Below are 21,215 nucleotides of genomic sequence, written 5' to 3' on the forward strand. Positions count from 1 at the left end.
TCTGCACACCAGTCTAGTAGATAGGGGCCTGCACCTAGTCAAAACTGCCCTGCTCATCTAGGATGGATTAGAACATAGTTTCGATTGATGGGGGTGGGGCAGATGGACCAGCAGGCTACTCAGGGTGTGCGTGCGGATGCACCTGCCCGCATCATCATGCACCTTGATATGGATGCCTTCTTCGTCAATGTTGAACTTCTTGCACAGCCCCAGCTGCGCGGGCGTCCGCTCATCGTTGCCCGCAACTCGCCGCGCTCGGTCGTCCTCTCCGCCTCGTATGAAGCCCGCCGCTACGGAGTACGCTCAGCCATGCCGTTGGCCCGCGCCCGCCAGCTCTGCCCCGCTGCCCTGCTGCTGGAGCCGTCCGCCCACTACCGCAGTTACTCCGCCCAGGTGATGGCTATCTTAGGTACGATTACCGACCGCCTAGAGCAGGTTAGCGTTGATGAAGCCTTCCTTGACCTCACCGGTGCCGTCCGAGCCCAAGGGAGCCCCGTCGATATCGCGCAACAGGCCCGCGACCGCATTAAAACCGAGCTGGGTCTGCCGAGCTCCGTAGGGATTTCATCGAGTAAATTCGTTGCCAAGATGGCGTCCGCCGGTTCTAAGCCCAACGGTCTCTGGGTGGTCCCACCTCAGCGGGTTCAAGAATTCCTGGACCCCCTACCGGTCGGTAAGCTCTGGGGCGTCGGGGCTAAAAGCGCCGCCTTCCTCGAAGGACTTGGAATCCATACCGTCGCCCAGTTACGAGAATACGACCTGCCCTGGCTTCAGGGGCGCTGCGGCCAGGCGGCAGGTCTGCACCTCTATGAACTTGCCCGCGGTATTGACCGCCGTGAGGTCACCCCAGAGCGCATCGAAAAATCAATCGGTGCCGAGCACACCTTTACCACCGACCAAACGAGCGCCGAGGCTATTACCGCAGAAATCTACAGCCTGTGTCTCGCCGTTGCTCGAAGACTGCGAGCTGCCGGGCGCCAAACCCGCACCCTCAGCCTCAAAATTCGCTACTCAGATTTCGAAACCCTTACCCGCTCCTGCCCCCTGCCCCTTGCAACCGTATCGGGCCGTATCATGTTTGACGCCGTTATTGCCCACCTCAAACAGTTAGAAGTATTGCAGCCCGATGGCTCATCACACCGGCCGATACGGCTGCTGGGTGTCCGCGCAGAAAAACTTGAAGGGCGGGAAACCGGCGTGCAGATGCAACTCTTCGCCCCAGCTTCACCCGGTGCTACAGGCGGCACGACCTTGCCGACCCAAGATACCCTTGCCGAAGAATGGGAAGGAGCCGAAAATGCCATGGACACCATCAATGCCCGCTTCGGTACCCACGGTCTTCTCCCTGCAAGCCTCATCACCTCCGAGGGGCGAAAACGATAGGTAAATTCGAGGTCATTTTCAGGGTGTATCTAGGCTGCACCCAAAAGCTACCGGTAAGATGAGTAGACAACCTAACGCGCGCTCGCGTCCGGTGCTGCTCGCCCCACCTGCGCGTTTAGGCTCACCGCACAAGCTAAGGAGACACCATGGCGCTTTCAGAACGGGAACAGGAACTTCTTGCCCAGCTCGAAAAGCAGCTCAACGAAGACCCCGCCTTTGCGTCAACCATGACCGGCTCCCAGCCCCTTGTGGCTCCGGCTGTCTCGTCATCACCCCGCAACCTGGTGATTGGCGCCCTCGTTGCTGTGGTGGGTCTGGGCATCATCATCGCTGGAGTCTCTACTAAGCTCATCCTGTTGGGCGTACTGGGTTTTGTCGTAGCAGCTGCTGGCGTGTATTTCGCTACGACTGCGCCCAAGGGAAAAGGCACTAAAGCTGCCGGTGGGGCATCTGCCCGCCCGACCCCTTCAAAAAACAAGGGAAATTCTCGCTTTATGCAGAACCTCGAAAACAAGTGGGATGAGCGCCAAGGCGGCTCTCGCTTCTAGCCCTCCATAGATTAACGTTTAACCGCCCGGCCTGCACCGGGCGGTTTTTGTATGCCTTCAAAGTTATATATGGGAGGTGCGGATTGGCTGCCCGATGGGCGCTTCATGAAGCAGAAAATTTTGTAACCATCTCATTCCATGTGAAAACACTCAAAAACCCGGTAAAAATTCCGTATTTGGTACATTCGGTGGGGCGTAGTGGAGTAAAGTGGAGGGGATAGAACAACACTGATGTAGTTTCCCCGCTTGCTAGGGGGAGCACAGGCGACAGGTAGAGGCGGTGGTGCCGTGTTTCTTGGAACTCACACCCCGCGTCTGGACGCCAAGGGGCGCCTGATTCTTCCCGCGAAATTTCGTGAGCAGCTGGAAGCAGGTCTGGTGCTCACCCGCGGGCAGGAACGCTGCCTCTACGTCTTCACCATGACCGAGTTCGAGCGTATTCACGAACAGTTGCGCACGGCTCCGCTGTCGTCGAAGCAGGCGCGAGACTACATTCGAGTTTTTCTATCGGGGGCCTCTGATGAGGTACCCGATAAGCAGGGGCGAATCACCATACCTCAAAACCTCAGAGACTACGCCGGGCTGGAAAAAGACCTCACGGTCATCGGCGCAGGCTCACGGGCAGAAATATGGAGCACCGAAGCCTGGGAGGCCTACCTGAAAGAACAGGAAGAAGCCTTCTCAGGCACCGACGATGAGATCCTGCCAGGGCTCATGCTCTAACCCACCCAACTGACAGCGGACCACAAAACCACCAACGCGAGGAGCACCCCTTGACTCAGGTAGAGAACCTCTCACCCGGCAAGGACGCCAAAGACAGGCACGTGCCGGTCATGCTTGACCGCTGCCTCGACCTCCTCGCGCCCGCAATTTCCCGCCCCGGCGCCGTCGTGATTGACGGGACCCTGGGTATGGGTGGTCACTCTGAAGCCATGCTCGAGCGCTTCGAAGACCTCACCCTCATCGGCATTGACCGAGACCTCATGGCTCACAAGCTCGCAGGCGAGCGCCTGGCCCGCTTCGGCGACCGCTTCATTCCCGTACACGCTGTTTACGACGAAATTCCTCGCGCTATGGCAGAAGCCGGTGTAACCCAGGTTGACGGTGTGCTCTTTGACCTGGGTGTCTCATCTATGCAGCTCGATGAGCGTGAGCGCGGCTTCGCCTATTCCTACGATGCCCCGCTCGATATGCGCATGGATAACACCGAAGAACTCACAGCCGCTATCGTGGTGAACACCTATGATGAGGCTGAGCTACGCCGCATTATCCGCCAGTGGGGCGAAGAGAAATTTGCCGCCCGCATTGCTTCCCGTATCGTAGCGGCTCGCGCCGAGCGTCCTTTTGAAACTACCGGTCAGCTGGTCAAAGTAATTCAGCAGGCTGTTCCCGTAGCCGCCCAGCGCAAGGGTGGGCACCCCGCCAAGCGTACCTTCCAGGCCCTACGCATCGAGGTCAACCACGAACTCGATGCGCTGGAACGCGCCATCCCTGCAGCAATCGACGCTCTCAACATGGGCGGACGCTGCGTGGCCATGAGCTACCACAGCCTCGAAGACAAAATCGTTAAACGAGCATTCACCGCTCGGGCAACCTCCAGTGCCCCCAAGGGTTTTCCTGTCGAACTCGAAGAACATAAACCCGAACTCAAAATCATCACCCGCGGTGCTGAACCACCCACCGAGCAGGAGATTGAAGAGAACTCGCGGGCGGCGTCCGCAAAACTGAGGGCAGCAGAAAAAATCAAGACACCAAAGGCAACACGATGAGCGCGGAACCCCGTTTCCCCACCTCAACCGACGAGGGCGGGCAGCTGAACAAGCCCCGCCTGTCTGTGGTGCGCGATGAACCCCAAGAAGCAGCCCCCGCCCGCCGTCCTCTCTCACGCTCCCGGGCCCTGCGCGCTACCTCCAACCGCTGGCGTGTCTTCGTGGCCCTGGGCGCCATGCTCGTTGCCCTGCTTACAGTGCTGGTGCTGAGCATCGTCATGGCCTCCCGCCAGTACGATCTGGTTGAGCTACGAGCTCAAGAGCAGGCCCTCATCCAGCAGAATGAGGCCCTGGCCCAGGAAATCGAATTCCACCAGGCCCCCCAGGACCTGGCTATCCGCGCAAGCCAGCTAGGGCTGGTAGCTGCCTCTAGTCAGGCCACCCTTGACCTGCAAACCGGTGAAATTACCGGCACCCCCTTAGCCGCCGTCGAAGGTGAAGCAGCAAGCAAGAACCTGATTGCGCCCCCGGCCCTGGCTGATACACAGGCTTATGAAGAAGCCAGCGCCCGGGCCGAGGAACAGCGCAAGAAGGAAGAAGCCGAAGCCAAGGCCTCAGCAGAAGCATCAGCCAGCGCGGCCGCTTCAGCAAGTGCCCAGGCCTCAGCTCCTGCCAGCGCCTCACCCGCGGCCCAGACCTCAGCCCAGCCGTCCACTGCGGCGAGCGCAGGCGGTCAATAGCAAGCGCGTGATACGGTGCCTGCCTCAGTGGTGGGCACCTGTTCGCGTTCTGAGCCAGCAGGTAACCTCGGGCTAGGCAACCGGAGGTAAGAGTGAATCACAGCAGAAGAGAAATAGGGGACGATGAGCGGCACTGAGCAGAACGAACCCGTCCAGGGCATCAAACGCACCGTAGGGAGGCGTGGCTTTATCGCGGGTACCCTGGGTATCGGTGGCCTGGGCGTCGTGGGCCTGCGCCTTGCCTGGTTGCAGGGTCTTGATTCGAACGGTCTAGCCGATGCTGCGAAAGCCCAGCGTACCCGTAAGCAGACCATTCCGGCCCTGCGTGGAGAGATTCTCGATATTAACGGCAACGTGCTAGCGCGTAGCGTGCAGCGCTACAATATCACCGTTGATCAGTCTGCCGTGGCTAACTTTAAGCGCTACACCGAGGAAAGCCGTGACCCGGTCGAAGTGACTCCCACCGAGCTAGTGTATGAGCTGGCCGATATTCTTGAAATGAGTGACGCCGATGTGAAGGCGGCGCTCGATGGCGACCTCAAATACAAGATTGTGAAGGAGAACGTTACTCCTGCGATCTATAACAAGGTAGATGCCCTGGGCGCTCCCTATATTTACGGTGAGATTCTGTCTGATCGTAAGTACCCCAATGGCCAGGTAGGTGGCTCGGTGGTGGGCCGCTTTAGCATTATTGAAGAAGCCGTGGACGGTACCAGCGGCGAGACCCGCCAGGTGAATAACTCGGTGGGTATTGAACGCACCATGGGGGAGTACCTGGCCGGTATTGATGGCGAACGCATCTACGAAATTTCAGCCGACGGCATCCGCATCCCTATCGGGGATGAACAAAACACCCCCGCCCAGGACGGCAAGAGTGTGCGCCTGACCATTAACCAGGATGTACAGTACTTTGCCCAGCAGGTGGTCAAGGCCCGCACTGAGGAGCTGAAAGCCGAGTGGGGAACGGCTATTGTGATGGACGTGCGCGACGGCTCTATCCTGGCCCTAGCGGATTCTTCGACGATGGACCCCGGCGCTGAGCGCTTTGAGCTAGCCGATATGAACCCCCGCGCTATCACCCAGGTTTTTGAGCCTGGCTCTCCCGAGAAGATTTTGACCATTGCTGCCGTCTTTGAAGAGGGTATCGCTGAACCTGAGACCGTTTACGATGTGCCTGCTGAGCTCGAAATTGACCAGCAGACCATTACTGATCCTTTCGTGCACCCCGCCCAGAAGCGCACTGTTGCCGGTATTATTGCTGACTCGATGAACACCGGTACCGTCATGATGGGTAGCAAGCTCACCAAGGAGCAGCGATACAACTGGCTTAAGAAGTTTGGCATGGGGGAGTTCACCGGTATTGAGCTAACCGGCGAATCCCAGGGCCTGGTCAGTGACTGGCGGGACTGGGATATCCGCCAGCAGTACACGGTTCTCTTTGGCCAGGGCGTTGCCCAGTCGGCCCTGCAGACCTCAATGATTTTCCAGGCTATGGCCAATAAGGGGGTTATGCTCAAGCCCCGAATTATTGATGCTGTGATTGATACGGACGGCACCGAGGAAGTCCGCGAGGTCGCTGAAGGTACCCGCATGGTGAGTGAAGAAACCGCCCGGAAGACCCTCCAGGTCATGGAAGCTGTCGTGTACCAGGGTCGTGGTGCGAAAGGTGCCCAGATTAACGGTTACCGGGTTGCCGGTAAGACCGGTACCGCAGAAAACGTGGGTGAGGGTTCTAGTACCTATGACGGTTGGGCTACCTCATTTGTGGGGGTCGCTCCCACCGAGAACCCCCGCTTCCTGGTCTCGGTAACCATGCACCGTCCGCAGACCACGGCATCGGCTGTTGGCCTGGCCAACGCTACGGCCCAGTTCGCGGAGATTATGGAGAAAACCCTGCACATCTACAATGTGCCGCGTTCCACCACTGAGCCGCAAGAGACCCCTAAGTTCGCTGAGGGCCACGACGAAAACGGCTAAAGTAGACCCTACTAGCACCCGCGCCGAAACGCGCACCTTAATATAGACCGCCCATTGGAGGGAAAGCCCGTGACACAAAACCGAGCACTTGATGGCAGCGCCCAGACGTTGCGCCCCCGTCAGGTTACCGAGCGCACCGGCGCTGAGGTCGCCGACTGGCTGACCGAGGTGGGGTTAGGAGCGCAGCTAGTGCAGGCGTCCGTCCGCCCTATCACGGGTATCACTATGGACTCCCGTGAAGTGCAGCCCGGCGATCTGTACGTTGCCCTGGGTGGAGCCAAGGCCCACGGTGCGTCCTTTCTTCCTGCTGCAATCGAGTTGGGGGCGTCCGCCCTGCTGACCGACGCAGCGGGCCTTGAGATTGTGCGTGAGCTAGGCCTTCCTGAGGGCCTGGGCGTAGTCACCACCGACCAGGTGCGAGCTGCTGTCGGCCCGCTCTCTGCCCGTATCTATGCTTCTCAGCCCAGTAGCGGGGGAGCGCCCCGCCTCTTTGCGGTGACCGGCACCAACGGCAAGACCACCACCACCTACATGACCAACTCGATCATGCAGGCCCTGGGCCACACGACCGGCCTGATAGGTACCATCGAGATTCTTGCCGGTGGCCAGGCTATTCCCTCTAAGCTCACCACTCCCGAGTCCCCCCACGTGCACTCCCTTATCGCTCTGATGCGTGAGCAGGGTATTACCAGCGCAGCGATGGAGGTGTCATCCCATGCCCTGGATTACCGCCGCGTCGATGGTATCCGCTACGACATTGCGGGCTTTACCAACCTCACCCAGGACCACCTGGACCTGCACGGCACCATGGAGAGCTATTTTGACTCCAAGGCCGAGCTCTTCACCCCGGCCCGCACCCGCCGCGCCGTCATTACCGCCGACGACCGCTGGGGCCTTGCTATGGCAGAGCGTGCGGTTCAGGCCCTGGGGGCCCGTGCTGTGGTCCGCCTCTTTACCAACTTCGGTGCCGGCTACGAGTCGGGGACGGACGCTCTCACCTCCCTTGCTGCCCAAGACTGGGCTCTGGTGCAGGTAGAGCGCTCCGGTATCGGCCACTCCTTTACCCTGCGCCGTGGTGACGGTTTTGAACTGCCCAGCGCCACCTTACTCCCTGCCGATTTCAACGTCTCGAACGCTGCCTTAGCTGCCGTAATGGTCTTTGAGAGCGCCCGCGACGGGCTAGAGCGCGACCGTATTACCGAAGTGCTAGCCCGTACCGAGACCCTGACTCCCGTTGTCCCCGGCCGCATGCAGCTGATTTCCACCGAACCCACTGCCTTGGTGGACTTTGCCCACAACCCCGATGCCCTCAAGCGTGCCCTTGAAGCAATCGAGCCGGCAGATGCGGACGGCAAGGTCATTATCGTTTTCGGTGCAACCGGTGAACGAGACCAGACCAAACGCCCCCTCATGGGCGAAATAGCGGCCACCTACGCCGATATCGTGGTGGTCACCGACGACGACCCCCACGGCGAAGACCCCGCCCCCATCCGAGAGGCTGTTGAGGCCGGTGCTCTTGCGGCTCTTGAAGCCGGTGCCCGCGCCCACCGGGTGCTTAACATCGAGCCCCGTGCCACTGCCATTGACGAAGCTATCGCCCTGGCCGGCCCCAAGGACTCGATTCTGGTCGCTGGACGCGGCCACGAGGTAGCCCAGGACGTTGCCGGTACCGATATCGACCTTGACGACCGGGTAGAGACCGCCCGCGCCCTGCAAGCTGCTGGTTTCAGCGTGCTCCCGGCCTACCAGAACCACCAGAAGTAACCTAAAGGTAAACCTATGATTGAACTTTCAGCGCTTGAGATTGAAGAAGCTGTAGCGGGCACCCTCCTGGGGGTAGCCCCTGCCGCTGCTCCTGCTCTGACCTGTACTTCTGCCACGACAGATTCCCGCGAGGTCGGCTCCGGCTGCCTTTTTATCGCCAAGCCTGGCGAGGTGACGGACGGCCATCACTTCCTGCCTGCCGCCTTTGAGCAGGGGGCCTCTCTAGCTCTTGTTGAACGTGAGGTTCAGGACGCCTCGGGTAAGCCCTACCCCTCAATTCTGGTAGACGACGTTGTGCTGGCTATGGGCCGTCTGGCCGCCTACATCGTGGCCCGCCTGCGTGAGCGCGGCGACGTGACGGTCGTGGGCATTACCGGTTCTGCGGGTAAGACCACCACCAAGGACCTGCTGGCAGCTATCTTCGGTGCAGAGGGCAAGACCGTAGCCCCCATCGGCTCCTTCAACGGTGAAGTCGGCGTACCGCTGACCGTCTTCCGGGCCGAAGAAGACACCAAGTATCTGGTCATTGAGATGGGCGCTGACCGGGTAGGTAACATCAAGTACCTGACCGACATGATTTCCCCGGACTACGGGGTTGTGCTCAAGGTGGGCACCGCCCACGCCGGTGAGTTCGGTGGTGTCGATAACATCGAAGCGACCAAGGGCGAGATGGCCGAGGGCGTCCGCCTGGGCCTGGGCCTGAACATCGACGACTACCGGGTGAGGCGCATGCTGAACCGGGCGTCCACCCCCGTCACCTACTTCGGCGTTGAGGGGCGCGAAGCGGAACTAACCCACACCGCTAACCCCGGTGTGGCAGAAAACCGCATGACGGCGTCCAATCTCACCACCACCGATGAAGGCAAGCCTGCCTTTACACTGACCTTCCCCGATGGGCAGGCCTATGAGATTAGCTCCCAGCTCATCGGCGAACACCACGTTTACAACCTGTTGGCGGCAGCTACCGTTGCCTATCAGGTCGGAATCGACCCGGTTCGCATCGCCCAGCAGCTCAACACCGCTGGGGCAGCCTCCAAATGGCGTATGCAGCGTACCGACCGGGCCGACGGAGTGACCGTCATTAACGATGCCTACAACGCTAATCCCGAGTCTATGACCGCTGCCCTGCAAACCCTTGCCCAGCTGGGCCGTCTGCCCTCCACCAATCGCACCTGGGCCGTACTCGGTGCCATGCTGGAACTCGGCGACCAGACCCTGACCGAACACGACCGCATCGGCCAGCTGGCAGTACGTCTCAACATTTCTAAGCTCATCGCTGTAGGCGACATCGCCAAGCCCATCTACAACACCGCCCACCTGGAAGGCTCCTGGGGTAATGAGGCAACCTGGGTTGCCACCACCGAGGAAGCCTTCGAACTCCTGCGCGGTGCCCTAGAGCCGGGTGATATCGTCCTCTTCAAGTCCTCAAACGGGGCTGGCCTGGGCCTTCTCGGTCAAAAAGTTGCTGACTATGAGGGCAAACTCACCCGAGACGAAGGCGATAGTGGGCAATCACAGCCCTGGTTAAGCGCCGGTGACTTCGTCCAGGCACTAAACTCAGACAGTGGCGCCCAGCCAGATGCTGCCGCCAAGACCACAGATAACTCATAACCGGGAAGGCACAGACACCGCATGATTTCCATCCTGTTGGCTGCCGCTTTCGGCTTGATCATCTCGATCACCGGAACCCCGCTCTACACCAAATGGTTGGTGAAGCAGCAGTTCGGCCAGTTCATTCGCGAAGACGGCCCCACCTCACACCAGACCAAGCGGGGCACCCCCACCATGGGCGGCGTCATGATGATGGCAGCAACCGTCCTCGGATTCTTCCTGGCACTGGGTCTCTCAGCCCTGCTCACTGGCACCACCCTGGCCCCGTCGGCCTCGGTACTGCTGGCAATGTTCCTCATGCTGGGTATGGCTGGCGTTGGCTTTATCGATGACTTCCAGAAGATTTGGAAGAAGCAGAGTGAGGGCCTGACTCCCAAGGGCAAGATTGTGCTCCAGGGGCTCATCGGTACCCTCTTTGCAGTTGGTGCCCTCCTGATTAAGGACGAGCGGGGCTGGTCACCTGCCTCCTTCAACCTTTCCTTCACCCGCGATATCTCCTGGCTGGATTTGGCCTTTGCCGGGCCTGTGGTGGGTATTATCCTCTTCATCATCTGGGCCAACCTGATTGCTACGGCCACCACTAACGCCGTGAACCTGACCGATGGGCTGGACGGTCTGGCAACCGGTGCAGCCATTATGGTTTTCAGCGGCTACCTACTGATTTCTATGTGGCAGCAGCAGCACCTGTGCGCCCCCGGCTCCCTGGATAACGTCTGCTACGAGGTGCCCGATTCGGGGCAGATGGCGATGCTGGCTGCTTCCCTCATTGGCGCCCTGATTGGCTTCCTCTGGTGGAACACCTCACCGGCCACCATCTTCATGGGCGATACCGGTTCCCTGGGCCTGGGCGGTGCGCTAGCTGCTTTCGCTATCATCACCCGCACCCAGATGCTTCTGCCGATTATCGCAGGCCTCTTCGTCATGATCGCTATCTCCGTCATCCTGCAGGTGGGCTACTTTAAGATGAGCGGCGGTAAGCGCATCTTCCGTATGGCTCCCCTGCAGCACCACTTTGAGCTCAAAGGCTGGACCGAAGTCAACGTTGTCATCCGCTTCTGGATTCTGGCTGGCCTGTTCGTGGCAGTGGCCCTGGGTATCTTCTACGGCGACTGGCTTCTGAGCAACGGAGGTGTCTTCTAATGAAGGCAAGTAACGCAAATCCCGTCTATGGTTACGAGCGCCTGGAAGCGCTGACCAGCTGGGAATCTGACTGGGCTGGCCTGCGCGTGGTCGTTGCCGGCCTGGGTATCTCTGGCTTCTCAGCCGCTGACACTCTCATTGAACTGGGCGCCCGCGTAGTTGTGGTGGACGGTAACGATAACGAGGTCACCCGCGGTAAGGCAGATACCCTCAAGATTGTGGGTGCAGCCGGTTCGGTGCTGGGCACCGGAGCCATGGACGCCCTGCCCCTGGTCGAGGGGCAGCCCGCTGACCTTGTGGTCACCTCACCCGGCCTTGCTCCCACCATCGGTATTCTGGCCGATGCAGTATCCCAGAAGATTCAGATTTGGGGCGATGTAGAGCTGGCCTGGCGTCTGCGTCAGCGCGAAGGACGCAAGGTCGCCCCCTGGCTGGCTATTACCGGTACCAACGGCAAGACCACCACCGTGGGTATGACCGAATCTATCCTGCAGACCGCAGGCTACAAGGCCATTGCGGTGGGCAACGTCGGCACCCCCATCCTCGATGCCCTGCGCGACCCCGTGGACTACGACTTCTTTGCCGTGGAGCTCTCCAGCTTCCAGCTGCACTGGACCTACTCCATGTCGCCCCTGGCCTCTGTTGTGCTCAACGTGGCAGAAGATCACGTGGACTGGCACGCCGGCTACGAGAACTACCTGGCCGATAAAGCCCGCATCTACGAGAACACTCAGGTAGCCTGCATCTTCAACGCTAACTACCCTGAAATCGTGCAGATGGTCGAAGAGGCAGACGTCGTCGAGGGCGCCCGCGCCATCGGTTTTTGGGCCGATACTCCCGGTCTTTCGATGCTGGGTGTGATTGACGGCCTGCTCGTTGACCGGGCCTTCCTTGACGACCGCCGCAACCAGGCCCTGGAAGTGGCTGAGGTAGCAGATACCGGTCAGCTGCCGACCAAGCACACCGTGGAGAATGCCCTGGTTGCCGCTGCCCTGACTCGGGCAGCCGGTATTGAACCTGAACAGGTCAAGGCAGGCCTGCAGAACTACGAACCCGGTGCCCACCGCATCCAGCTGGTGGCCAATACCCACGGGGTTCTCTGGGTCAACGACTCTAAGGCCACCAACCCCCATGCAGCGAATGCTTCGTTGGCCTCCTTCAACCCCGTGATCTGGGTGGCCGGTGGCCTCTCGAAGGGCGTGACCTACGACGAGCTGGTCGCTGAGCACAAGGATCGCTTGAAGGCAGTGGTCATGATCGGTACCGACACCGCAGCCCTGGTATCAGCCCTGGCTGAGCAGGCCCCTGACGTGCCGGTCTACAAGATCAGTGAGAGCTCCCTGCTGGCCGATGTCAGCGACGGACGGGCCGTCATGAAACTGGCGGTTGCCAAGGCCCACGAGATTTCGGAACAGAATGACACCGTGCTCATGGCCCCGGCTGCAGCTTCAATGGACCAGTTCACCTCGTACGCAGAGCGCGGCAACGCCTTCATCGACGCGGTAGCCGACCTGGTCAACCAGATCAATTCCTAGAACCTATCGGTGCGGAGGGCGGGCAATCAGTAGCTACTGGTTCCCACCCTCCCTCACCTTTAACCGCACCTACGGTGGGGCGTCCTCACCCGAGAGAAGAGAAGCGAAAAGACTATGAGCCTGGCAGCAGAACCCCGGTCACAGCAGCGTCCTGGCTTGATCCGGCGTGTGTGGGAGAGGTCCCGGAGCACCTGGGAGAACGCCCAGGTACGTTTGGGGTCTATGGTGTTGACCGACGTACCGATTGTGCTGGTAGTGACCGCCACCGTGCTCACCCTCTTTGGTGTGATGATGGTGCTCTCTGCCTCAAGCGTGGAGCAGATTTCATCGGGCGCAGGTGCCTTCAGCCAGGCCCGCTCCCAGGGTATGTTCGCGGTACTGGGTCTCGTTTCAATGGTGCTCGTGGGTTATCTGGTGCCGGTCACCTGGTACCGACGGCCCTGGGCAGTGCACTCTCTGCTGGGAATCGCAGCCCTGCTGCTCATCGCCGTAATTTTTGTGGGTACCACCGTCAACGGTAACCGTAACTGGATCAACATCGCAGGTTTCTCGATCCAGCCTTCAGAGTTCGCCAAGCCCATCATGATTCTCTGGCTGGCCTCGGTCTACTCCCGTCAGGGGCGCATCGACCGCGGGACCCTGGCCCAGACTGCCTACAAGGGGCTCGTTCCTGCCTTCTTAGGCTTTGGCCTGATTGTCACCCTGATCCTGGCAGGCCACGACGTGGGTACCGTACTCATCTACGCCCTCTTCTTCAGCGCAATCTTCCTGGCAGCCCGCCCCTCCCGCGGGCTAGTGATGATTAGCGCGGGCCTGGGCACCTTGGCCGCCATCATGATGGTAGCCATCAGCCCCAACCGCATCGAGCGTCTCTTCAACACCTTTGCCTTCTGGCGCGACTGCGTTGAGGCCACCTGCGACCAGGCCAACTCTGGCCTGGCAGCGCTCGCTACCGGCGGCTTCTGGGGAGTGGGCCTGGGGCAGTCCCGGCAGAAGTACAACTACCTTCCCGAGGCCCACAACGACTATATTTTCGCGGTGGTCGGTGAAGAACTGGGCCTGATCGGTGCTATTGCCGTGCTACTACTCTACGCAGCCCTGATCTACTGCGCTATGCGTATCCTACTGCGCTCCTCTGACCTCTTTATTCGCTACGCCACCATTGGCATCATCACCTGGATCGCCGGCCAGGCCCTGCTCAACATCGCTATGGTGGTAGGGCTTATGCCCGTCATCGGTGTGCCCCTGCCCTTTATTTCTGCCGGTGGTTCCGCCCTGGTCTCGTCACTGACCGGCATCGGTATCCTCATCGCCTTTGCCCGACAGACCCCCCTCAACCCGATTGTGGGGGAGCGTACCGGCATCGCCAACAGCAAGATGCAAAAGGACGCCGCCCGCCGCCTTGCTCTGGCCCGTATCGCTGAGCGGGAGCAGGCCGTCATCGCCGCAGACCCCGACGGCACAGGCTGGACTCTCGATAAGCTCACCACCCGCCTGGGCGCCCTCGTCGACGGGCGCACCCCGGCCCGCCCGGCGGCGTCCGCTCCTCAACGCGCCCAGGGGAGTGCGCGCACCGTGAGGCCCTCGGCAGCTACGGCGCGTCCGTCCGCCCAGACCGTCCGCCGGTCAAGCCCCCTGTCAGCTGAAGCCAGTGCCGAGGCCGCTATGGCCCGACGCTCTAGCTCGGCCAGCGGCGCCCGCCCCTCTGCCAGCGTGCAGCAGGCTCACACCCGCACCACTGCGGCTCAGCCCCAGCACCCTGCCCGCCCGGCTGCGCCCAGCACTGCAGCCAAGCCGCAGACCACCGAGCCACAAGCCCCCACCCCCAAGGAGCAAAAACTGCCCGCTGGCCTGCGCACCATCCGCAAGGCCCGCAAGCTCCCCGAGGAGCACTAAGGGGGTAAGGTGGCTCACGACCAGGGGCCTCAAGGTGTGCCTGTGGCCCAATCCGCGTAAACTAAGGGTCGAAACAGAACACTAAGGGAGTGAAACCTGATGACCCACGCACCCACCGTCGTGCTGGCAGGCGGCGGCACAGCCGGGCATATCAACCCCATGCTGGCTATCGCCCGAGCCCTCCAGGAGCGCGAGCCTGACGTCACCATCATGACCGTCGGCACCGAAAACAGCATGGAGGCCCGGCTCGTACCGGCAGCGGGCTACGACATCAGCTTTATCCCTAAAGTGCCCTTCCCCCGCCGACCCAACCTGGACGCCATCAAGTTCCCTGGCCGGTTCCGGGCCTCGCTCAAGCAGGCCGAGAAGATTCTGACCGATACCGGGGCGGGCGTCCTGGTGGGCGTGGGCGGTTACGTGTGCACCCCCATGTACCTGGCAGCCCGCAAGCTCGGTGTGCCCGTAGTGATTCACGAGGCCAACGCCAAGCCCGGCCTCGCCAACAAGGTGGGCGCGAAGAAGGCTGCCCTGGTAGCTACCGCCTTCCCCGATACCCCCATCGCCGGTGCTCGCACCGTGGGTATGCCAATGCGCCAGAACATCGCCGACCTCGACCGCGCTTCTGAACAGGGTGCTGCCCGGGAGCGCCTGGGTCTTGACCCGGCCCTGCCCACCCTGGTGGTCACCGGCGGGTCCCTGGGAGCCTTGAGCCTCAACCGGGCAGTTGCCGAAATCATCGACGAGATTGGCCCGGCAGGCTACCAGCTGCTGCACATCACCGGTCGTGACAAGGCGGTTAAGGACGAGTCCGGCCAGCTCCGCACAGCCCCCGGCTACCAGCAGGTTGAGTTCATTACCTCCATGGAAGATGTCTACGCCGCTGCTGACCTCATGATTGTGCGCTCTGGTGCGGCAACCGTCAGCGAGGTCGCTGCCGTGGGCCTACCGGCTATCTTTGTTCCCCTACCCATCGGTAACGGCGAGCAGGCTCTCAACGCCCGCTCTCTGGTGGCGGCCGGGGCAGCCCTGCTGGTGGACGACTCAGATTTCACCGCTAGCTGGTTCCGTCAGAATGTACCGGCCCTGCTAGCAGACACCGATAAACTTACCGACATGGCAGAAAAGTCCTACCGGCACGGCATCCGCGATGCTGCGCAGGTTATGGCAGACGAAGTACTGAAGGCGGCCCGCGTATGAGCACCTCACTAATGGATCTTTCAATTGACCTTCCCGCTCCTCTCAACCCTCCCTTCCCCGAGCGTCCGGCCCTGGCCGACCTGGGCCGGGTGCATTTTGTGGGTATTGGTGGGGCCGGTATGTCGGCTATCGCCCGGCTCATGCTGCGCGCTGGCATGACCGTGAGCGGGTCTGACCAGGCTGAAAGCGCCGCTGTTGATAGCCTGCGAGAGCTGGGTGCCCGGGTATCGGTGCCCCAGGCTGCCGAGAATATCGAGGGCATCGATACCGTGGTGATTTCAACCGCGATTCGCGAAGATAACCCCGAACTCGCTGCTGCCCGGGCCCGCGGCCTGCGCGTGATGCACCGCTCTGAAGCTCTGGCGGCGACCATGCGCGACTCCAAGGTGATCGCGGTTGCCGGTACCCACGGCAAGACCACCACCTCATCCATGATTTCGGTGATGCTAGACGGCCTGGGGCTGGACCCCTCTTTTGCGGTCGGCTCTACCATCGCCGGCTATAACACCAACGCCCACCTGGGGGCGTCCGGGCCGGAGTCCTGGTTCGTGGCTGAAGCCGATGAATCCGACGGCTCTTTTGTGCGCTACCGCCCCGAGATTGCGGTTATTACCAACGCTGAGCCCGACCACCTGGACTTCTACGGCACCAACGAGCGGGTCTTCGAGGCCTTCAACCGCTTTATCGCCTCTATGGCGCCCGGCGGTGTCTTCGTGACCTGCTCTGACGACGCCGGCGCAGCCGCCCTCGCTGCTCAGGCCGCGGACGCCGGTGTGCAGGTTGTCACCTACGGTGAGGGGGAGGGCGCCATGGTTCGCCTGACCGGTATCACCTCTGAAGGAACCGACTGCTCTTCAAACCTGGTGTGGGACTTCACCGTAGGTGGCCAGCAGTTCGCGGGGCAGATTACCCTGACCCTGCCGGTGCCCGGCATTCATAACCAGCTCAACGCTACGGCTTCCTTTGTCTGTGCCCTGCTAGCAGGTGCCAGCCCCGAAGAGGCTGTGAAGGCGCTGGCCCACTTCTCGGGTACTGACCGCCGCTTTACCCTGCGCGGTGAAGCTGCCGGGGTTAAGGTCTTTGATGACTACGCCCATCACCCCACCGAGGTGCACCGTGCCCTGGAAACCGGCCGTACGGTCGCTGCCGGGCATAACCTCTACGTGATTTTCCAGCCCCACCTCTTCTCCCGCACCAAGGAGTTCGCTACCAAGTTCGCTGAGTCGCTGTCTCAGGCTGACCGCAGCTATGTACTCGATATCTACCCCGCCCGCGAGAAGCCCATGGAGGGCGTAACCAGCCATCTCATCACCGAGGCCGGTTTCTCCGAGGTGCACTACGCTGAGAGTACCGACCAGGCGATTGACGCTGTTGTAGCCGCCGCCCTGCCCGGCGATATCATCATGACGGTTGGTGCCGGTGACGTGACCGCCCTGGGGCGGGTGCTGGTAGAGAAGCTTTCTGCCCGTGAAGGTGCTGCACTCTAGTGGCCGATGAAAAGAAGCCCCGTATTCGCCTGAATTCCGCTAAGGTGAGCCAGCTACCAGAGGCTGGCGATAACCTGGTGGATATCTCTGAAAACAGTCGTTTCGCCCAGTGGCGCCAGGCCCAGGAAGAGGAGCGTCAGAGCGGCCAGAGCGAGCCTCAGAGTCTGCCTTCTGCTCCCGTGCAGCTGCGCCCCAAGCGCCGGGCAGCCGGTAGCTGGAAGAAATGGGCCTACGGGGTAGGCGCCCTGGTGCTCGCTACCCTGATTTTTGTGGGGGTTGTTTTCTTCTCGCCCCTGCTGGCTACCCGGACGATTACGGTAGAAGGCGCTTCTTTGCTGGATGAGGCTACCGTACAGCAGCAGCTGAGCCAGCTCCAGGGGGTGCCCATGACCCGCATTAGCGAGTCTGAGGTTGCTTCTCTGATCGGCAACGAGAACGTGCTCTACGGGGTGACCCTGCAGGCGAATCCGCCCCACGAGCTGGTGGTGCAGTTGCATGAGCGGGTCCCCGTGGCCGTGGTGGAGAACGAGGACAGCTTCGTGCTGGTTGATAACGAGGGAGTGCAACTGGGCACCGCAGCGTCGGTTGAGGACGCCGGCGTTCCGCTGGTTGCCGGAGGCCTGGATATTCTGGGATCGGCTGCTTTTAGTACCGTAACCGGTGTGCTGGCGGCCCTGCCGACCTCGATTTTGTTTCAGGTATCTGAGGCTAAGGCTGACTCTGCATCAACCATTACCCTAGAAATGGTGGACGGGACGCAGGTAGTCTGGGGAACCCCGGAAGACAGCGACCTTAAAGCTAAGGTTCTAGTCCAGCTTATGGACTCGGTGGGCAGCCAGCAGGCCGTAGAAACCTACGATGTCTCAAGCCCCCTCGTCCCCACCGTAAAATAGTTTCAACTTCTACCTGAAGTTCCTTCTTGACCTTGATATTTTCTGAGAAAAATAAGGTCATGGGTGAAACGAGGGCGACATTGCAAGGTGAAGTTGATACTCTTTCATTGATTGAAACAATAGGTTTACTCCAACCTCAACTTTCACTCTAAGGTTGAGTTGGTTTGAAACAAGGCACAAATTAGTAGGGAATCCATGGATACAGCAACTCCCCAGAACTACCTGGCAGTCATTAAGGTCGTCGGTATCGGCGGCGGTGGCGTCAACGCTGTCAACCGCATGATTGAGGTTGGTCTGCGTGGCGTTGAATTCATTGCGATCAACACCGACGCCCAGGCTCTGCTCATGTCTGATGCAGACGTCAAGCTCGACGTAGGTCGCGAACTGACCCGCGGCCTGGGCGCAGGCGCTAACCCCGACGTTGGACGCCAGGCAGCAGAAGACCACGAACAGGAAATCGAAGAGGTACTTAAGGGTGCCGACATGGTCTTCGTGACCGCAGGTGAGGGTGGTGGCACCGGTACCGGTGGTGCTCCCGTCGTTGCCCGCATCGCTCGTTCTCTGGGCGCACTGACCATCGGTGTTGTTACCCGTCCCTTCACCTTCGAAGGTCGTCGCCGCTCCAACCAGGCAGAGACCGGCATCGCCGCACTGCGCGACGAGGTCGACACCCTGATCGTTATTCCCAACGACCGACTGCTCTCCATCTCAGACCGCAACGTCTCCATGCTCGACGCCTTCAAGTCAGCAGACCAGGTTCTGCTTTCCGGTGTCCAGGGCATCACCGACCTGATCACCACCCCCGGCCTGATCAACCTCGACTTCGCAGACGTCAAGTCCGTCATGCAGGGTGCAGGTTCAGCTCTCATGGGTATCGGCTCAGCCTCCGGTGAAGACCGTGCCGTCAAGGCAGCCGAACTGGCTATCGCCTCACCCCTGTTGGAAGCATCCATCGACGGTGCTCATGGCGTTCTGCTCTCCATCCAGGGTGGTTCAGACCTGGGCCTCTTCGAAATCAACGAAGCTGCTCGCCTGGTGCAGGAAGTTGCCCACCCCGACGCCAACATTATCTTCGGTGCCGTCATCGACGACGCTCTGGGTGACGAAGCCCGCGTGACCGTTATTGCCGCAGGCTTTGACTCGGTCAACCCCGAAACCAACTCCAACAACACCAACCCCGCCGCTAACCAGGCTGCTCGTACCCAGCAGAACTTCGGTGGCGCTTCAGCAGCTCCGGCTGCTACTTCAGGTTTCGGCGCAGCACCTGCCGCAGGCAACAACTGGAGCAAGGGCGGTAACGACGTTCCCACCAACGCAGGTTTTGATGTAGACCTTCCCCCGGTTGTTGAGGAATCCCAGTCAGTACGTCGCGACACCCTCGATGTGCCCGACTTCCTGAAGTAAGAACTTCAGACCCACACCCTAGACGGGCATGGCCCGTCTGAGCACTGAGAGGGGGTGAAAGCTAGTTCTAGCTTTCACCCCCTCTTCGTTTCCCCTCTCTCTACGAAAGGTAGACCAGGCCCTATGGCAGACCTCCTGTTCTCCCACGAGCTCATCACCCTGTCGCACGGTGACCGGGTCAAGGTGGCATTCACCTCTGTTGCAGCAGGAAACCTGGGCTTGCATGTAGGCGATGACCTTGAACAGACCCTAACCCACCGTCAGTCGCTTGAGAAGACCCTGCTCGGGACGGGCGCTACCTGTGGGTTTACCTACCTCAACCAGGTGCACGGTACCGATGTCTTCAATGCGGATGCGCCAGAGCCGAATAGCCTACCGGCTACCTCGGAGCTAACCCCTGAGGGCATTCGTGATAGCGCACCGGTTGCCGATGCAGCTATCTCATGTAACGGTAGACCTCTGGCTATCATGGTTGCCGACTGTATCCCCCTGGTCTTTGTGGGGGAGCACGCCCTGACGGGCCAACCAGTGCTGGGTGTGGCTCATGCTGGACGGCGGGGCCTGCTCGACGGTGTAATTCAACGTCAGGTTGAGGCCATGGCACAGAACGGTGCCGAGAACATTCAGGCCTGGATCGGGCCCTCCATCTGTGGACGTTGCTACGAGGTTCCTGAGAGCATGCGGCAGGAGTCGGCCCAGCTCATCCCACAGGTCTACGCCACTACTTCCTGGGGAACGCCCGGTCTGGATCTTCCGGCCGGAGCCCGCGCCGTCCTTGAATCCTTGCCTCAGGTAACACAGGTACATAGCAATCTTGCAGCCTGTACCTTTGAAGAGGAGCGTCTTTTCTCCCACCGCGGCCACACTCAGAAGCAGGAGCCAGCTGGCCGCATTGCTGGCCTGGTCTGGGTGGCGAACGGTGCTCCAGAAGATACAGCCTCCGCTCTGTGACCCCTCCCTATTTACCCCAAAAGCCCCTCAGGAAGGCATTATGACTCTGACCTACACTCCCGAACGTCGCGTAGAACTCAGCGAAGGCCTCTCTCAGGTGCAGGCCCGTATTCGCGATGCTGCTGAAGATCTAAGTGGTGCTCGAACAAAGGCGTCCGCCCTGCCCGAGCTGGTGGTAGTCACCAAGTTTTTTCCTGCCTCAGACGCAGCGGCCCTCTATGACGCAGGTATGCGTGCCGTAGGCGAAAACCGCGACCAGGAGGCTGCTGCTAAGGCCCGGGAGCTGGCTACCTATACAGGCGGTGAAGACCCGTTACGCTGGTCCTTCATTGGCCAGCTGCAGACTAACAAGGCTAAATCTGTGGTGCAGTACGCACAGGAGGTGCAGTCTGTAGACCGCCCCCAGCTAGCTGATGCCCTTTCTAAGGCCTACACCAATCGTCTGGCCCGCTACGAGAATGGTGAGGCGGACGCCCCGGCAGCACTGGCACACGGTGGTCTGCGCTGCCTTATCCAGGTAGGTCTCGATACCACCGTTGAAGCTACAGCCGGGCAAGCTGCCCTGGGCGCGCGCGGGGGAGTAGACCCCACCGAGATTTTAGCCCTCGCCGACCACATCAGCTCCCTGCCGGGCCTCACCCTGGGCGGGCTCATGGCGGTTGCCCCGCTGGGGCAGGACGCCGCAGCCGCCTTTGAGAGACTGCACGGCTACTCCCAGCAGCTGATGGAACACTACCCCGAGGCCACCACTATCTCAGCGGGCATGAGCCACGACCTGGCTGAGGCCATACGCTGGGGAGCTACCTCGGTGAGAATCGGGTCTTCAATTATGGGGGCTCGCCCGGCAATCTAAGACCAAACGCCCCAAGATTCACCGGGAATATCGATGTTTTCCTTGGGCTTGTCAGCAAGAAAGATAAGCAACTTTTTGGTACCGTAAAAGGTTGATAGGAACAGAGGATTAGCCGCCTCCAACCGGT

The 21,215-nt window shown here is 60.7% G+C and carries 17 protein-coding genes; all 17 read left to right on the plus strand.

Annotated features, from left to right (window positions below; all coding sequences use genetic code 11):
• The first annotated feature begins 102 nt into the window (after positions 1–102).
• The 17 genes from dinB to L6758_RS00415 all read left to right on the plus strand — a co-directional run bounded on the left by dinB (position 103) and on the right by L6758_RS00415 (position 21,088).
• Positions 103–1,383 (plus strand): DNA polymerase IV, encoded by a 1,281-nt coding sequence (gene dinB, locus L6758_RS00335; RefSeq protein ID WP_237205009.1) that lies wholly within the window; start codon positions 103–105, stop codon positions 1,381–1,383.
• A gap of 146 nt (positions 1,384–1,529) precedes the next feature.
• Positions 1,530–1,931, plus strand: a complete 402-nt coding sequence (locus L6758_RS00340; RefSeq protein ID WP_237205010.1) for a DUF3040 domain-containing protein — start codon at positions 1,530–1,532, stop codon at positions 1,929–1,931.
• Between the two features lie 288 nt (positions 1,932–2,219).
• The gene (mraZ, locus tag L6758_RS00345) at positions 2,220–2,654 is read left to right on the plus strand and encodes a division/cell wall cluster transcriptional repressor MraZ (RefSeq protein WP_135011380.1); all 435 of its coding nucleotides are present in this window, start codon (positions 2,220–2,222) and stop codon (positions 2,652–2,654) included.
• A 50-nt stretch (positions 2,655–2,704) separates the two neighbouring features.
• On the plus strand, positions 2,705–3,700 hold the full coding sequence (rsmH, locus tag L6758_RS00350) for a 16S rRNA (cytosine(1402)-N(4))-methyltransferase RsmH (RefSeq protein ID WP_272878319.1): 996 nt from the start codon (positions 2,705–2,707) through the stop codon (positions 3,698–3,700).
• Positions 3,697–4,380, plus strand: coding sequence for a hypothetical protein (locus tag L6758_RS00355; RefSeq protein ID WP_237205011.1), 684 nt, complete (start codon positions 3,697–3,699; stop codon positions 4,378–4,380). Before rsmH ends, L6758_RS00355 begins: the two co-directional genes overlap by 4 nt.
• A gap of 123 nt (positions 4,381–4,503) precedes the next feature.
• A complete protein-coding gene (locus L6758_RS00360) occupies positions 4,504–6,357 on the plus strand; it encodes a peptidoglycan D,D-transpeptidase FtsI family protein (RefSeq protein WP_237205012.1) in 1,854 nt (617 codons plus the stop codon).
• A 69-nt stretch (positions 6,358–6,426) separates the two neighbouring features.
• Positions 6,427–8,121: a Mur ligase family protein gene (locus L6758_RS00365; protein ID WP_237205013.1), complete on the plus strand. Its 1,695-nt coding sequence runs from the start codon at positions 6,427–6,429 to the stop codon at positions 8,119–8,121.
• 15 nt (positions 8,122–8,136) lie between these two features.
• Positions 8,137–9,732: a UDP-N-acetylmuramoyl-tripeptide--D-alanyl-D-alanine ligase gene (locus tag L6758_RS00370; protein ID WP_237205014.1), complete on the plus strand. Its 1,596-nt coding sequence runs from the start codon at positions 8,137–8,139 to the stop codon at positions 9,730–9,732.
• Positions 9,733–9,753: 21 nt separating this feature from the next.
• Positions 9,754–10,872, plus strand: a complete 1,119-nt coding sequence (gene mraY, locus L6758_RS00375; RefSeq protein ID WP_237205015.1) for a phospho-N-acetylmuramoyl-pentapeptide-transferase — start codon at positions 9,754–9,756, stop codon at positions 10,870–10,872.
• On the plus strand, positions 10,872–12,407 hold the full coding sequence (gene murD / locus L6758_RS00380) for a UDP-N-acetylmuramoyl-L-alanine--D-glutamate ligase (protein WP_237205016.1): 1,536 nt from the start codon (positions 10,872–10,874) through the stop codon (positions 12,405–12,407). The genes mraY and murD overlap by 1 nt, the downstream gene beginning before the upstream one ends.
• Before the next feature lie 114 nt (positions 12,408–12,521).
• Complete coding sequence (locus tag L6758_RS00385; RefSeq protein ID WP_237205017.1) at positions 12,522–14,303, plus strand: FtsW/RodA/SpoVE family cell cycle protein; 1,782 nt, start codon at positions 12,522–12,524, stop codon at positions 14,301–14,303.
• Positions 14,304–14,402: 99 nt separating this feature from the next.
• A complete protein-coding gene (gene murG / locus L6758_RS00390; protein WP_237205018.1) occupies positions 14,403–15,500 on the plus strand; it encodes an undecaprenyldiphospho-muramoylpentapeptide beta-N-acetylglucosaminyltransferase in 1,098 nt (365 codons plus the stop codon).
• Complete coding sequence (gene murC, locus L6758_RS00395; RefSeq protein WP_237205019.1) at positions 15,497–16,987, plus strand: UDP-N-acetylmuramate--L-alanine ligase; 1,491 nt, start codon at positions 15,497–15,499, stop codon at positions 16,985–16,987. The genes murG and murC overlap by 4 nt, the downstream gene beginning before the upstream one ends.
• A complete protein-coding gene (locus tag L6758_RS00400) occupies positions 16,987–17,880 on the plus strand; it encodes a cell division protein FtsQ/DivIB (RefSeq protein ID WP_237205020.1) in 894 nt (297 codons plus the stop codon). The genes murC and L6758_RS00400 overlap by 1 nt, the downstream gene beginning before the upstream one ends.
• Positions 17,881–18,075: 195 nt before the next feature.
• Complete coding sequence (ftsZ, locus tag L6758_RS00405) at positions 18,076–19,284, plus strand: cell division protein FtsZ (protein WP_237205021.1); 1,209 nt, start codon at positions 18,076–18,078, stop codon at positions 19,282–19,284.
• A 123-nt stretch (positions 19,285–19,407) separates the two neighbouring features.
• A complete protein-coding gene (locus L6758_RS00410; RefSeq protein ID WP_237205022.1) occupies positions 19,408–20,235 on the plus strand; it encodes a polyphenol oxidase family protein in 828 nt (275 codons plus the stop codon).
• A 40-nt stretch (positions 20,236–20,275) separates the two neighbouring features.
• Complete coding sequence (locus L6758_RS00415; RefSeq protein ID WP_237205023.1) at positions 20,276–21,088, plus strand: YggS family pyridoxal phosphate-dependent enzyme; 813 nt, start codon at positions 20,276–20,278, stop codon at positions 21,086–21,088.
• Positions 21,089–21,215 lie beyond the last annotated feature (127 nt).

The organism is Rothia nasimurium, from assembly GCF_928382285.1.
GTDB lineage: Bacteria > Actinomycetota > Actinomycetes > Actinomycetales > Micrococcaceae > Rothia > Rothia nasimurium_E.